Origin of the sequence: Alcanivorax profundi (genome assembly GCF_003597125.1) — a bacterium.
Classification (GTDB): domain Bacteria; phylum Pseudomonadota; class Gammaproteobacteria; order Pseudomonadales; family Alcanivoracaceae; genus Alcanivorax; species Alcanivorax profundi.
In genome coordinates this window covers 121,452-134,508 of the sequence record NZ_QYYA01000001.1, presented here as the reverse complement: position 1 = coordinate 134,508, position 13,057 = coordinate 121,452, and the positions used below count along the sequence as shown (strand labels likewise).

The 13,057-nt window shown below is 60.6% G+C and carries 12 protein-coding genes; 3 read left to right on the top strand and 9 right to left on the bottom strand.

All coding sequences use genetic code 11. From position 1 onward, the window contains the following. Positions 1-3: 3 nt before the first annotated feature. The 8 genes from alaS to D4A39_RS00545 all read right to left on the bottom strand — a co-directional run bounded on the left by alaS (position 4) and on the right by D4A39_RS00545 (position 8,734). Entirely contained in the window at positions 4-2,595 is a 2,592-nt protein-coding gene (alaS, locus tag D4A39_RS00580; protein WP_102790378.1) for an alanine--tRNA ligase, read from the bottom strand. Positions 2,596-2,838: 243 nt separating this feature from the next. Beyond that, positions 2,839-3,606 (bottom strand): sulfite exporter TauE/SafE family protein, encoded by a 768-nt coding sequence (locus tag D4A39_RS00575; RefSeq protein ID WP_119917319.1) that lies wholly within the window; start codon positions 3,604-3,606, stop codon positions 2,839-2,841. 278 nt (positions 3,607-3,884) lie between these two features. After that, positions 3,885-4,349 (bottom strand): regulatory protein RecX, encoded by a 465-nt coding sequence (locus D4A39_RS00570; RefSeq protein ID WP_022983880.1) that lies wholly within the window; start codon positions 4,347-4,349, stop codon positions 3,885-3,887. Continuing rightward, positions 4,342-5,379: a recombinase RecA gene (gene recA, locus D4A39_RS00565; protein WP_119917318.1), complete on the bottom strand. Its 1,038-nt coding sequence runs from the start codon at positions 5,377-5,379 to the stop codon at positions 4,342-4,344. The genes D4A39_RS00570 and recA overlap by 8 nt, the downstream gene beginning before the upstream one ends. Positions 5,380-5,557: 178 nt before the next feature. Next, a complete protein-coding gene (locus D4A39_RS00560) occupies positions 5,558-6,046 on the bottom strand; it encodes a CinA family protein (protein WP_267899596.1) in 489 nt (162 codons plus the stop codon). Positions 6,047-6,087: 41 nt separating this feature from the next. After that, the gene (locus tag D4A39_RS00555) at positions 6,088-6,843 is read right to left on the bottom strand and encodes a heme ABC transporter ATP-binding protein (protein ID WP_119917316.1); all 756 of its coding nucleotides are present in this window, start codon (positions 6,841-6,843) and stop codon (positions 6,088-6,090) included. After that, positions 6,836-7,876 (bottom strand): FecCD family ABC transporter permease, encoded by a 1,041-nt coding sequence (locus D4A39_RS00550; RefSeq protein ID WP_022983884.1) that lies wholly within the window; start codon positions 7,874-7,876, stop codon positions 6,836-6,838. Before D4A39_RS00550 ends, D4A39_RS00555 begins: the two co-directional genes overlap by 8 nt. A gap of 9 nt (positions 7,877-7,885) precedes the next feature. Beyond that, the gene (locus D4A39_RS00545; protein WP_158586906.1) at positions 7,886-8,734 is read right to left on the bottom strand and encodes a heme/hemin ABC transporter substrate-binding protein; all 849 of its coding nucleotides are present in this window, start codon (positions 8,732-8,734) and stop codon (positions 7,886-7,888) included. 259 nt (positions 8,735-8,993) lie between these two features. On the opposite strand from D4A39_RS00545, the gene D4A39_RS00540 reads away from it, so the two are divergent. Genes D4A39_RS00540 through D4A39_RS00530 form a run of 3 tightly spaced genes read left to right on the top strand, consistent with a single transcriptional unit; the run spans position 8,994 to position 11,968 of the window. Next, the gene (locus D4A39_RS00540; RefSeq protein ID WP_119917314.1) at positions 8,994-11,021 is read left to right on the top strand and encodes a TonB-dependent hemoglobin/transferrin/lactoferrin family receptor; all 2,028 of its coding nucleotides are present in this window, start codon (positions 8,994-8,996) and stop codon (positions 11,019-11,021) included. Between the two features lie 18 nt (positions 11,022-11,039). Next, complete coding sequence (gene hutX / locus D4A39_RS00535; RefSeq protein ID WP_119917313.1) at positions 11,040-11,450, top strand: heme utilization cystosolic carrier protein HutX; 411 nt, start codon at positions 11,040-11,042, stop codon at positions 11,448-11,450. Further along, complete coding sequence (locus D4A39_RS00530; protein ID WP_119917312.1) at positions 11,447-11,968, top strand: HugZ family pyridoxamine 5'-phosphate oxidase; 522 nt, start codon at positions 11,447-11,449, stop codon at positions 11,966-11,968. Before hutX ends, D4A39_RS00530 begins: the two co-directional genes overlap by 4 nt. Positions 11,969-11,989: 21 nt before the next feature. Here the strand turns inward: D4A39_RS00530 and D4A39_RS00525 are convergent, their stop codons facing one another. Then, the gene (locus D4A39_RS00525) at positions 11,990-13,036 is read right to left on the bottom strand and encodes a helix-turn-helix domain-containing protein (protein WP_119917311.1); all 1,047 of its coding nucleotides are present in this window, start codon (positions 13,034-13,036) and stop codon (positions 11,990-11,992) included. Between the last annotated feature and the right edge of the window lie 21 nt (positions 13,037-13,057).

The following is a 13,057-nucleotide window of genomic DNA, read 5'->3' as shown; positions in this document are numbered from 1 at the left end:
GAATCAGCCGGCCACCCAGTCCTTCACACTCTCCAGTGCTGCGGGCAGGGCCGCAGGGTTGTTGCCACCGCCCTGCGCCATATCCGGACGACCGCCGCCACGACCATCGACCTGCTCGGCCACATGCTTGAGCAAATCTCCCGCCTTGAAACGATCGGTCAGGTCTTTGGTAACACCGGCCACAAGGGCCACCTTGTCACCCTCTACTGCCGCCAGCAGGATCACCGCCGAACCGAGCTTGTCTTTCAGCTTGTCCATGGTGACCCGCAGGGTCTTGCCATCGGCACCGTCCACCTGGGTAGCCAGCACCTTCACGCCATTGATGTCCTGCACGCTGTCGGTAAGGTCGCTACCCGCCCCACTCGCCAGCTTTTGCTTCAGGCGTTCAATTTCCTTTTCCAGCTCACGCACTTTTTGCGCCTGGTTGCGGACCCGCTCTGCGGCATTATCCGGCGTGCTTTTTACCGTGGCGGCAATGTCACTGAGGGCCTGCTCCTGCTTGCGCATGGCGGCAAGCGCATTTTCACCGGTGACCGCTTCGATACGACGCACCCCGGCAGCTGCCGAGGCTTCCAGAGTAATGCGGAACAACCCGATGTCACCGGTGCGGCTCACGTGCGTTCCACCACACAGTTCCTTCGAGAAGCCATCGCTGCCCATGGTGAGGACACGCACCTGATCGTCGTACTTCTCACCAAACAGCGCCATGGCGCCGGCGTCACGGGCGGCGTCAATATCCATCAACTCAGTGGACACCGCAGTGTTGGCCAGAATCTGGCGATTGACGATGGTTTCGATCTGCTCACGCTGGGCGTCGCTAACCGCCTCGCCGTGAGAGAAATCGAAACGCAGATAGTCTTCGGCGACCAGCGAGCCCTTCTGCTGTACATGCTCGCCCAGCACGTCACGCAGCGCTGCGTGCATCAGGTGAGTTGCAGAGTGATTGCGCATGATGGCCTTGCGACGCTCTACATCGACATAAGCCGATACCTTGTCGCCCACGTTGAGGGAACCACTTTCCATGCTGCCCAAATGCACATGCGCCGCCTGACGCTTTTTGGTGTCGGCCACAGCAAAACGGCTGTCACCTTTCACCAGAAAACCGGTATCGCCGACCTGGCCACCGGACTCGGCATAGAACGGCGTGCTGGCCAGTACCACCATGCCCTCCTCGCCCGCTGCCAGGCTGTCCACCGCTTCACCATCGCGATAGAGACCGACGATTTCATCGTCATCAGCCAGTTTTTCGTAACCGGAGAAGCCGGTTTCCGCCTCGATATTCAGACGATCGCTGTAATCATTGGCAAAGCTGCCGGCACCGCGGGCGCGCTCACGCTGGGCTTCCATCGCTTTCTCGAAGCCGGCCATGTCCACTTCCAGGTCCCGCTCCCGGGCCACGTCGGCGGTGAGATCCGGCGGGAAACCATGGGTGTCGTACAGGTTGAACAGCACCTCGCCGGACAGGGTCTTGCCCTGCAGCTCGGCAATGGCCGCTTCCAGTACCTTCATGCCTGCGGCCAGCGTGCGACCAAACTGCTCTTCCTCTGCCAGCAGGGCCTTTTCGATACGGGCCTGCTCCCGTGCCAGTTCCGGGTACGCCTCACCCATCTGCTCGACGAGGGCTGTTACCAGGGTAGAGAAAAACGGCTTGTCCTGACCCAGCTTATGGCCATGACGCAGCGCGCGGCGAATGATCCGCCGCAGCACATAGCCACGGCCTTCATTGGACGGGATCACCCCGTCGCAAATCAGGAAGCTGGAGGAGCGGATGTGATCGGCGATCACGCGCAGGGACTTCTCTTCCAAATCATTGCAGCCGGTGGCCTTGGCCGCGGCCTGTAGCAACGCCTGGAACATGTCGATTTCGTAGTTGGAATGGACGCCCTGCAGCACTGCGGCAATACGCTCGAGCCCCATACCGGTATCGACACTGGGCTTGGGCAGCGGTTTCAGCTCGCCGTCTTCCTGACGGTCGTACTGCATGAACACCAGGTTCCAGATCTCGATGTAGCGGTCCAGGTCATCGTTTTCCGAGCCAGGAGGGCCGCCGGGGACATCTGCCCCGTGATCGTAGAAGATTTCCGAACAGGGACCACAGGGACCGGTGTCCCCCATCTGCCAGAAATTGTCTTCATCAAGACGGGAGAACCGTTCGGCACTCACGCCCATTTCTTTCAGCCAGATATCCGCGGCTTCATCATCAGAAATATGCACCGTGACCCACAACCGCTCTTCCGGCAGGCCCAGGGTGCCCGTCAGGAATTCCCACGCGAACTTGATGGCTTCGCGCTTGAAGTAGTCACCGAAGCTGAAGTTACCCAGCATTTCAAAGAAGGTGTGGTGACGGGCGGTATAACCCACATTTTCCAGATCGTTGTGCTTGCCACCGGCGCGAACACAGCGTTGTGAGCTGGTGGCACGGGTGTAATCGCGGCTTTCACGGCCCAGGAACACGTCCTTGAACTGGTTCATGCCTGCATTGGTGAACAGCAGGGTCGGGTCGTTATGAGGCACCAGAGAGGAAGACGGCACCTTGGTGTGTCCCTGGCTGGCGAAGTAATCCAGAAAGGCCTGGCGTAGTTCAGCACTCTTCATAGGAAAAACGGTATCTTGGCTGGCTATCGGAAAGCGCCGAGTATAGCGCCCATAGGGCGCAGTTGCGATGGGAATAGAAGGCAGGGGGAGTTCAACGTCCAACGTTGAAAGTTCAAACTCGGGTGAGGCCGAGGGAGGTTGCGAAGCCTTGCCCACGGCCCCGGGATATCGGTGCTGGCACGACAGATCCAGGCCAGACATACCCGGCCCGCGCTTTTCAGCTTTGAACGTTAAACTTTCAACTCAGCCCCTGATCGCGGCGGCCAGACAGACCGTCAGCACCATCACCAGCAACAAGCGCTTGAGCACCACCGGGGATACCCGATGGGCAAACCCCACGCCTAGCCGAACCCCTACCAGCGTCCCGGCAGCCACCACCAGGCCAGGCAACCAGGCCACCTGATCCCGCCACATGAAGATGCCCAGCGCCAACACCGTGAAGCTACCGGTTATCGCCAGTTTCAGGGCATTACCCCGTAGCAGGTCATAGCGCATCTGGCCGACCAACACCGCGATCAGTACAAACCCCACCCCCGCCTGCACAAATCCCCCATACACCCCGGCGAAGAACAGGCCGAGCCAGGCAGGCAGGGATTCCGCTGGCACCTGCGGCACCTCATCAGGACCGGGGGTCATCTGGTTGGGTTTCAGGACCATCAACAACGCCACCACCACCAGCGTGCCCAACAATACTGGCTTGAGGATGGTTTCGGGCAGGTAAGCTGCTGCCAGGGCGCCGACCAGGGTTCCCAGCAGACACGGGACCAGGATCGCAGGTAACGGTTTGAACGGCATGGTGCCACGCTTGTTGAACTGGCGGACCGCCTCAATGCTTTGGATCAGCACACCGACCCGCATGGTGCCATTGGCCAGCGCCGCCCCCATACCGCTGAGCATTAGCAGCGGCAGAATCAGCAACCCGCCCCCGCCCGCCAGCGTATTGATAAACCCCGCCAACACACCGGCCCCCAGCAAGGCAGCGACCAACCAAGGGTCAGAAAGGTATTCCATGGACACTCTCACGCAAGCGGAAAGCGGCAGGATACGCCGCGAACCTAATTCAGGCCACTACCTCCTCTGTGCAGAGCCCAACGTGGCAAGGCTCTCTTTTGGTTCATCGTGGATTAACGGGAGTTTGGGATCGCGCCGCCACCGAGCGCAGCGAAGGAACGCCCGCAGGGCGGCCCCGAAGGGGTGAGCAGAGCGAATAACCGACGCTACGGCAAGGGAAGGGATTAAATCAGGCCTTTCCCGGAAATCCGAGATGAGCCTCTATTTCCAGGGCCTGACTACGCCATCTCCTCGTCGCCCGGTACCAACGCGGCAAAGCTTTGTTCAGCATCAAAGCCGCGCCCTTGCAGGAAACGCAATTGTCTGGCTTTTTCTTTCTGGTCCTGGGGATATTGCCGAAAGCGGCGGGCGCGCACTTCCCTGGCCAGGGCAAACCAGTCCACCTCGGTCTCCTGCAAAGCGGACTCGATCAGCTCGCTGGCAACCCCGCGTTGCTGCAACTCCTGACGGATACGCAACACCCCCTGGCCCCGGTCGATGCGCGAGCGCACAAAAAAACCGGCAAAGCGCCGGTCATCGATGAAGCCATGTTCTTCACACCACTCGATCACCGCCGCCAAGGCCGGATGATCGCCCACCTTGCTGCGCAGCTTGGTTTCCAGCTCGCGGCGGGCGTGATCCCGACGCGCCAGCAGGCTCACCGCCCGCTGACGCAACTCGGATTCCGTGAGCGGTTTATTCATCGCCCAGTTCGGCTTCCTCTTCCGCTTCTACCGGTGCGTCGCCCGGTACGGCCAGCAGCCGTGCACGGATTTCTTTCTCGATTTCCTGGGCAATGGCCGGGTTTTCGCGCAGGTGCTCACAGGCGTTCTGCTTGCCCTGGCCAATCTTGTCACCCTTGTAGGCATACCAGGCACCGGATTTGTCCACCAGACCCTGCTGCACACCCAGATCCAGGACCTCGCCGAGCTGGTTAATGCCCTGCCCATAGAGAATCTGGAATTCGGCCTGACGGAACGGCGGCGACACCTTGTTCTTCACCACCTTCACCCGGGTTTCGTTACCGGTGACTTCGTCGCCCTGTTTCACTGCACCGATACGACGGATATCCAGACGTACAGAGGAATAGAACTTGAGCGCATTACCGCCGGTGGTGGTTTCCGGGTTGCCGAACATCACACCGATCTTCATGCGGATCTGGTTGATGAACACCACCAGGCAGTTGGCGTTTTTCACGTTACCGGTAATTTTCCGCAGCGCCTGGCTCATCAGACGAGCCTGCAGGCCCACGTGGGCATCGCCCATTTCACCTTCGATTTCTGCCTTCGGTACCAACGCCGCCACGGAGTCAACAATGATCACATCTACCGCACCGGAACGTACCAGCATGTCGGTGATTTCCAGCGCCTGTTCACCGGTATCCGGCTGAGAGACGATCAGGTCGTCCACGTTCACGCCCAGCTTCTCGGCGTAGTCCGGGTCCAACGCGTGCTCTGCATCCACGAAGGCACAGGTCGCGCCTTTTTTCTGGGCTTCGGCGATCACGCTCAGGGTCAGGGTGGTTTTACCGGAGGATTCCGGACCGTAGATTTCCACGATACGGCCTTTCGGCAAACCGCCAATGCCCAGGGCGATATCCAGGCCCAGGGAGCCGGTGGAAATGGCCGGAATCCGCTCACGCTTCTGGTCGCCCATACGCATGACAGAACCTTTACCGAACTGGCGTTCGATCTGGGACAGTGCGGCGGACAACGCCTTGGATTTATCGCTCATTGTGACCCCTCTCCTGTGTCGGCGTGACAGTCATTGCATCGCCGGTATCTGTGTCGTCGAAACTGACCTTTCAGCCAGCACTGACAATATGGACAGTATTATGAACAGGTATTCCTGTCCTTTGCAACCCTGTTTGTCAGATCCAGGGATGCGTACGATAAAGTCCGTCTGATTGTGGCTACTGGAGGCGCGCGATCAAGCCCTTGAGGGCTTCCAGAATGGTCTGCTGACGAACGGCATCGCGGTCACCCTCAAACTGGAAACAGCGGGCCTCGGCATACCCCAGCTTCTGACCCCAGGCGATCCACACCGTGCCCACGGGCTTGTCAGCGGTGCCGCCATCCGGCCCGGCCACGCCGGTCACTGCCACACTGATATGGCCGCGGGAATGCTCGATGGCACCGCGGGCCATCTCCAGCGCCACCGCTTCACTGACCGCTCCGTGGCTGGCCAGCGTCTGCGCCTGCACACCCAGCAGGTCCTGCTTGGCGTCATTGGAATAGGACACCATGCCGCGCTCGAACCAGGCAGACGAGCCAGGCATGGCCGTCATGGCCTGGGCGATACCGCCGCCGGTGCAGGATTCCGCCGTCACCACCATCAGGCGCTGGCGGGTCAATTGAAGGGCCAGGGATTCAACCGCGTTGGGAATGTCTTGCGGGTTCACGCATCGCTCCAGTGAGGATTCTGGAACGCACTGTAGCATTTTCAGAGCAACGCAAAACGCTCTTCTGTTGTATATCGCTCGGGACGATACCCCCACACCTCTTCGATTCGGTGCGGGGTGAGCACAGCTTCCGGCTCTCCATCCGCCACCAGCTCTCCCTCTGCCAGTACCAGACACCGCATGCCGTAGCGAAGCACCTGATTCAGGTCGTGCAACACCGCCAGTACGGTAATGCCGCGCTGCTGCGCCAGCCGCACTGCCAGCCGCAAAATATTGTGTTGCTGCCCCAGATCCTGGGCAGACACGGGTTCATCCAGTAACAGCAGCGGTGTCTTCTCTGCCTGCACCAGCTGTACCAACACCCGAGCCAGGTGCACCCGTTGTTTTTCACCACCGGACAGGCCGGGAAAGCTGCGCGCAGCCAGGTGCAGGCAATCCGCATCGATCATGGCGGCCCGCACCACATCGGCTCCAGCCTGGCGCGACAACGACAACGGCATCAGCCCCATCTCTACCACTTCACGGGCACTGAACGGAAACGTCAGGCTGCTGGCCTGAGGCAGCACCGCCACATGTCGAGCCCGCTCCTGGGGGTTCCAGTGTCGCAGTGATTGACCATGAAAAAGCAACTCGCCACGACAACCCACCTCGCCACTAATGGCCTTGAGCAAGGAGGATTTCCCCGCTCCATTGGGTCCCAGCAATGCCACAAACTGCCCCGCGGGCAGGGTCAGATTGTCCAGTTGCAGCAAACGCCGACCACCGGCTTCAACAAGCAGATCACGAATCTCAAGCACCGGACAGACTCCATTGCTTGCGCTGTTGCAGCAGCAGGATCAGAAAGAACGGGGCTCCCAGCAGTGCCGTCAACAATCCCACGGGCAATTCAGCCGGGCTCACCAGGGTGCGCGCCGCCAGGTCCGAGAGCATCAGCAGCACGGCCCCGGTCAGTGCCGACAGCGGTAACAGGCGGCGGTGATCCGGGCCGCAGGACAAGCGCACCAGATGCGGCACCACCAGCCCTACAAAGCCGATAATGCCGCTGCACGCCACCGCAATGCCCACCCCCAGCGCCGCCAGCACAATCAACTCCAGTTTCATGCGCTCCACCGGCACCCCCAGATGGCGCGCCTCGGATTCCCCCAACAAAAAAGCATTGAGCGGCCCGGCCCGGCGCTGAAACCAGGTCGCCAGCATCACAAACGCCACCAACGCCAGTAGCACCTGCTGATGATTGGCCCCATTCAGCGAGCCCATCTGCCAGACGCTGAGCTCCCGCAGCCGGGTATCGTCGGTGAAATAACTGAGAAAGCCGATCCCTGCCCCAGCGAACGCCGCCACCGCCACCCCGGCCAGCAGCAGCATCACCACTGAGGTCCCAGCCGAAGAACGCGCCAGCGAATACACCAGTAACGTGGTCAGCAGCCCGGCGACAAAAGCCGAAGACGGTACCGCCCAGACCTGCCACGCCACCGGTAACAGCACGATCGCCAGCACCGCACCTACCGCTGCCCCGGAGGACACCCCGATGATACCCGGGTCTGCCAGGGGATTACGGAACAGCCCCTGCATCACCGCACCGCACTGAGCCAGAATGGCTCCAACCAGCATGGCCAGCAGCAAACGCGGCAAGCGGAGCTCCAGCACAATGATCTTCTCGTGGCCGAGTAACCCGGAGCGCTCACTGTTGAACAACGCATCCCAGATCGCGGCCAGGCTGCCGGAGGCAGGCATGGACACCGCGCCCTCGGTCAGGGACAACACCACCCCCACCATCAACACACCGCACAGCAATACCGCCGCAGGAGTCGCCGGCAATCGATTCATCATGACACTGCCTTAGTGACCAGACGGCCGGGAAGGTTGTACTGCGTTAGCGACGCGCTCTGCCTCATCCAGCGCCGCCAGGCTCAAGCCCGCCACCAGGGTGGCACCGTCCACCGTGAAGATATGCCCCGCCTTACCGGCTGGGGTATGCGCCAACAGAGGCTGATTTTCCAGAAGCGCCGCCGCGGGGTCGCTGCTCATCTCGCCGGCCACCAGAATCACATCCGGCTCCATGGCCAGCAGGGACTCCATGGATACTGAACGATAGTTCTCGAAATCTGCCACGTTATCCGCGCCAAGCAAGTCAATCATCGCCTGCCCGGCATTACTGCCCGCACCAGCAAGACGAAATCCGCCCCGCGCACTGAGAATGAACGCCACCTTATTGCCCTTCAGCGAATGGGTCTGCAACTCGGCAGTCTGGGCAGCAAAACGGTCCAGCAGGCTCTGCGCCTGCGCTTCTCGACCCAGCGCCTCAGCCATGGCCTGCAGATTGCTTTTCAGGGCCGGCAGAGAATAGGCCGCCGGCAGACGGATCAGCTCAACCCCGGCGCCTTCCAGCACGCTCAAGGTGGTGTCAGGGCCCATGTGATCGGTTCCCACCAGATGGGTCGGTGACAGACTCAACAAGCCCTCTGCAGACAGGTTGCGGTGGTAGCCAATGCGCGGCAATTCGGCAAGATCGCCAGACGCCGGGCTGGTCACATCCACCGCCACCAGCGAATCTGCCAGTCCCAGCGCCACAATCATGTTGGTGGCGCCGGCATCCGCACTGACCAGCCGTTTTGGCTCAGCCGCCTGCACCTGTATTGTCAGCATCACACCCATCGACAAGCCTGCGATCATTTCAAGAATTCGCACCACAACTCCCCTTTCCGAGGCTGAATTTTCGGACGCGACGGCCCGCGAATATGACGGGATGCAGATCACAAGAGGCATACCCACACCCTTAATGTGGTGCAAATACTGGCAGCCTGAGCCATAAACGTCAATGGGAATGATTCCTGTTTACAGGCGACAATCAAATGCATATGCTTGCGCCCCAATCCTGATTCCTGCCAAGCCAGCCCTCGCACGCCAGGCAGATTCGCTGTCCTTTTTGGCTTGTGAGGAAACCCACATGTATTTGCGCAAACATGCCCTGTCTCTGGCAATCGCACTGGCGGCCAGCCCGGCTCTGGCTGACACCTCTGCTGAAGAACCTATCGTGCTGGCCGAGCTGGCACCGGTCACCGTCACCGCGACCCGCGATAACAAAACCGAAAAAGAAGCCACCCGCTCCGTGGCCACCGTCAGCCCGGAAAGCATCGAGAGCCGTCAGGCCAGCTCGGCGCCGGAGCTGGTCAAAGACATCCCCAATGTCACCACCGTGGGCGGCCCCCGCTCTGAAAACCAGAGCATCAATATCCGTGGCCTGGAAGGCGCGCGGGTACTGCAACTGGTGGATGGTGCACGTCAGGTCTTTGAATCCGGTCACCGCCCCAGTTACTTCATCGAGCCCGAGCTGATTCGCTCCGCCGAAGTCATTCGTGGCCCGGCCAGCAACCTGTGGGGCTCTGGCGCGGTCGGCGGTGTCGCCTCGTTCAACACCGTGGATCCCACCGACCTGATTCAGCCCGATGCCAGCGTCGGCGGCTTCCTGAAAGGCACCTACAACGACAACAACAATGACAAACGCGGCAGTGCCGCCGTGGCAGGCACCACCAAACATGTGGATTGGCTGGTCAGTGGCTACAACCGCGAGAGTGACGACATGGAAGTGTCCCACGACCAGGACCTGGCCAACTCCGCCAGCCGCGAAGATGGCGGCATGGGCAAACTGGTCTGGCACCTGGCCGACAACCAGAACATTGCCTTTACCGCACGGCAGGCAGACTTCTCCGGCGGTGTGCCTTCCAACGGCAGCGCTCCCGCCAATGGCACCAGCAATTTCCTGATCCAGCGCGACCAGACCACCCGCAATGCCGTCATCGACTACCGCCATCTGGGCAACGGTGACGGCACCAACAGCCAGGCCATGTTCTACTGGAATGGTGTGGAGATGGATGAAACCCGCGAAAGTGATGGCCGCCCGGACAGCACCCAGCTGGACCTGTATGGCATCAACCTGAACCACACCGCCATGCTCGGCAAACTGGAATTGTTGATGGGGGTAGATGGCTACCAGGAACAATTCAGTGCAGAGCGAGGCGGCAGTAACCGGCCCACCCCGCCAGACGCTACCACCGATGTCTGGGGTGTCTTTGCCCAGGGTACCTACCCGCTCACCGGCACGCTGGATCTGGAGCTCGGCGTGCGCTATGACGACTTCGCCACCAAGGCCGACAACCTCAGTGAAGACCGCAGCGACAGTGCCGTCTCCCCTTCTGCGGCGCTGAGCTGGCAAGCGGCCGAATGGGCCCGTGTCACCCTACGTCACGATCAGGCCTTCCGGGCCCCAAGCTCCGAAGAGCTGTACAGCACCGGCACCCATTTCTGCATGGGCCCGGGGTTCTGCAACACCTTTGTTTCCAACCCGGATCTGGACCCGGAACAAGCCGCCAACAACGAACTGCTGGTGCGCATGGACTGGAGCGAGCTGGCCGGGGGCGACAGCCTCACCGTCAAGGCAGCCATCTTCCAGAACAAAGTGGACAACTTCATCGAACAAATCGTGACCCCGCCTGTGTTCTTCCCGCCGCCGGCCATGGACCCGGGCAACACCTACTGGGTCAACGTGGACAAGGCCACCCTGGAAGGCTTCGAGCTGGAGGCAGAATACCGTCTTGAGGCGCTTGGTGTTCGACTCGGCTATGGCCAGACCCGCGGCGAAGATGAAGATACCGGTGAAGACCTGACCAACATTCCGGCAGACACCCTGAACGCCGACCTGTTCTACGGCTTCTGGGATAGCCAGCTCACCGCCGGTGTGCGCATGATCCACGCCCGTGAACAGGACCTGACCGATTACGCCACCAACACCGGCAACACCACCTACGACGGCTACACCGTCACCGACCTGTATGCCAGCTGGACCCCGAAAGCCTGGCCAGCCATCCGTGCCGATGTGACCGTGAACAACATCACCGACCGCAGCTACCGGGTAGCCTGGTCCGAACTGGACAGCCCCGGCCGTGCGATCATTTCCTCACTGCGCTATCAATTCTGATAGCGCCCGGAGACGCTCATGACCCAGCCACAACTTTCGTTGCCAGGCAGTGACGCCAAAGCCTTGATGCAGCTGCTCGCCACCTGGGACAACACCACCACCATCGTGCTGCACGGCGGCTGTGTGTTCGAATTCAAGGGCCCCTTCCCCGCCGGCAAGGAAGGGGAAGGGTATTTCAATCTGGATGGCCCGGTTCCCGGCTTCCACGGCCATATCCGCCTGGATGCCGTCGACCATATCTATTTGCAGAGCCGCCAGCACCGTGGCCGTGACAGCCATGCGTTCTGTTTTCAGGACAAGCAGGGCGACAATATCTTCAAGGTCTTTCTCGGCCGCGACAGCAATGGCCAGCTGCTGGAGAGCCAACTGAAAACCTACCTGAACATTCGTGACACCCTCAGCCTGCCCAACACCGGAGCCGACCAATGAGCAGTGAACGTTTTACCCGCAAGATCAACCAGGAAGTGGTCGACTTCATCCACAGCCGGCGCAGCTTGCAGCTGGCCAGCATCCGCGATGACGGCGCGCCCTTTGCGTCCTATGCGCCCTTCGCCATCGGCGACGAATGCCTCTATGTGTTGATCAGCGAAATTGCCGTGCACGCACGCAACCTGCTGGCCAATCCCCTGGCCTCTGTGCTGATCGTGGAAGATGAAGACAGCGCAGAAGAACTGTTTGCCCGCAAGCGCGTGAACTATTTGATGGATGCCGAAAAGCTGCAGGAAGACAGCCCGGAGTGGAAAACCGGTGTAGACACGCTTCACCAACGTCTGGGCGAGCGTATTCTCAACCTGAGCACCCTCGGGGATTTCAAGCTGTTCCGCCTGATTCCGCGGGAAGGTCGCTACGTAAAAGGATTTGCCCGCGCCTATCAACTGGAAGGCAAGACCCTGGCCGGTGAAGCGGTCAACCACATGCGCGATGGACACCGCAAACGGGAAGCCTGAGCCCTCGGCCCGGATGGCAGCTCAACGCGACAGCGCTGCAACGGCGTGTTGGGCTAGCCAACGGGAAGGCGTAATCCCTGCCTCTCGACGAAAAGCACGGGTGAAGTTGGCACTGTCCCGGTAACCCAGTTCCAGGGCAATCTCCACCATGCTCATCTGCCCTGCCTCCAGCAAATCACAGGCCCGCTGAAAACGAATCCGCCGTGACAGTTCCCGGAAGCTGGCCCCTTCATCCTGCAGGCGCCGATCCAGGGTACGCGGCGAAATGTTCAACAGATCTGCCAGCTCCTCGCGAGTAGTGATCACATCACGGGAATAGGTCAGCATGGCCGTCACCCATTCGACCAGCCTTCCCTCTCTCAGAGTTTGCCGGGCCTGCTCACTGCATTGCCGTTCTGCCAGCTGCAGCGCTCCCGGATCCGCCATTACCAGCTCTCGCCCGACCAGCCCTTTCGGATACAGGATCCGGAACCCCGGTTGGATAGGCCAACCAAAGTGCCAACGGGCCGGTTTCAATGCCTGATAGCGCTCCACATGGCGAGGAGCAGCGATGGAGAGATACAGGTCATAGGCAGGCATCTCTCCCGACAGCAACGAGAGGATCTCCCAGTGCCAGGCCACCGCAATGGTTTCCACATGAAACAGCAGGTTCTGGGCAGATAACGTCGCCGTCGCAGACAGCACCACCTCCTCGTGCTCACTGGTGCGGCGATACTGCAGACGAAACGTCGGCATGATGATGCGGAAATAGCGGGCCAACAGTTGGAGCACATAATCCAGGTTAGGGCTGCTCAACATGGCGTAACCCAACATGCCATGGGAGCTCAGCTTTAGGCTGCGCCCCAACTCAAAAGCCCAGGGAATATCGGGAGCCTGCCGGTATACCTCGGCAATCAGCGCCTCGACCTGAGGAAGCGTAAGACGGCCATCCGGATCGGCCAACACCCCTTCGTTGATCTTCGCGACCGCAATCACCGCCCCGGCATCCAGCCCCCTTGCCGCCATCAACTCAGCCAGCCGGGCATAGTAACGGGCGGGAATAAAAGGTAGCTCAGCAGACGTAGTCATCCCGAACTCTCGTGTCAATAA

Coding starts and splice junctions, on each gene's coding strand:
- D4A39_RS00525 (WP_119917311.1), bottom strand. CDS start 13,036: ATGACTACGTCTGCTGAGCTACCTTTTATTCCCGCCCGTTACTATGCC.
- D4A39_RS00570 (WP_022983880.1), bottom strand. CDS start 4,349: ATGAATAAACCGCTCACGGAATCCGAGTTGCGTCAGCGGGCGGTGAGC.
- hutX (WP_119917313.1), top strand. CDS start 11,040: ATGACCCAGCCACAACTTTCGTTGCCAGGCAGTGACGCCAAAGCCTTG.
- D4A39_RS00575 (WP_119917319.1), bottom strand. CDS start 3,606: ATGGAATACCTTTCTGACCCTTGGTTGGTCGCTGCCTTGCTGGGGGCC.
- recA (WP_119917318.1), bottom strand. CDS start 5,379: ATGAGCGATAAATCCAAGGCGTTGTCCGCCGCACTGTCCCAGATCGAA.
- D4A39_RS00540 (WP_119917314.1), top strand. CDS start 8,994: ATGTATTTGCGCAAACATGCCCTGTCTCTGGCAATCGCACTGGCGGCC.
- D4A39_RS00530 (WP_119917312.1), top strand. CDS start 11,447: ATGAGCAGTGAACGTTTTACCCGCAAGATCAACCAGGAAGTGGTCGAC.
- alaS (WP_102790378.1), bottom strand. CDS start 2,595: ATGAAGAGTGCTGAACTACGCCAGGCCTTTCTGGATTACTTCGCCAGC.
- D4A39_RS00550 (WP_022983884.1), bottom strand. CDS start 7,876: ATGATGAATCGATTGCCGGCGACTCCTGCGGCGGTATTGCTGTGCGGT.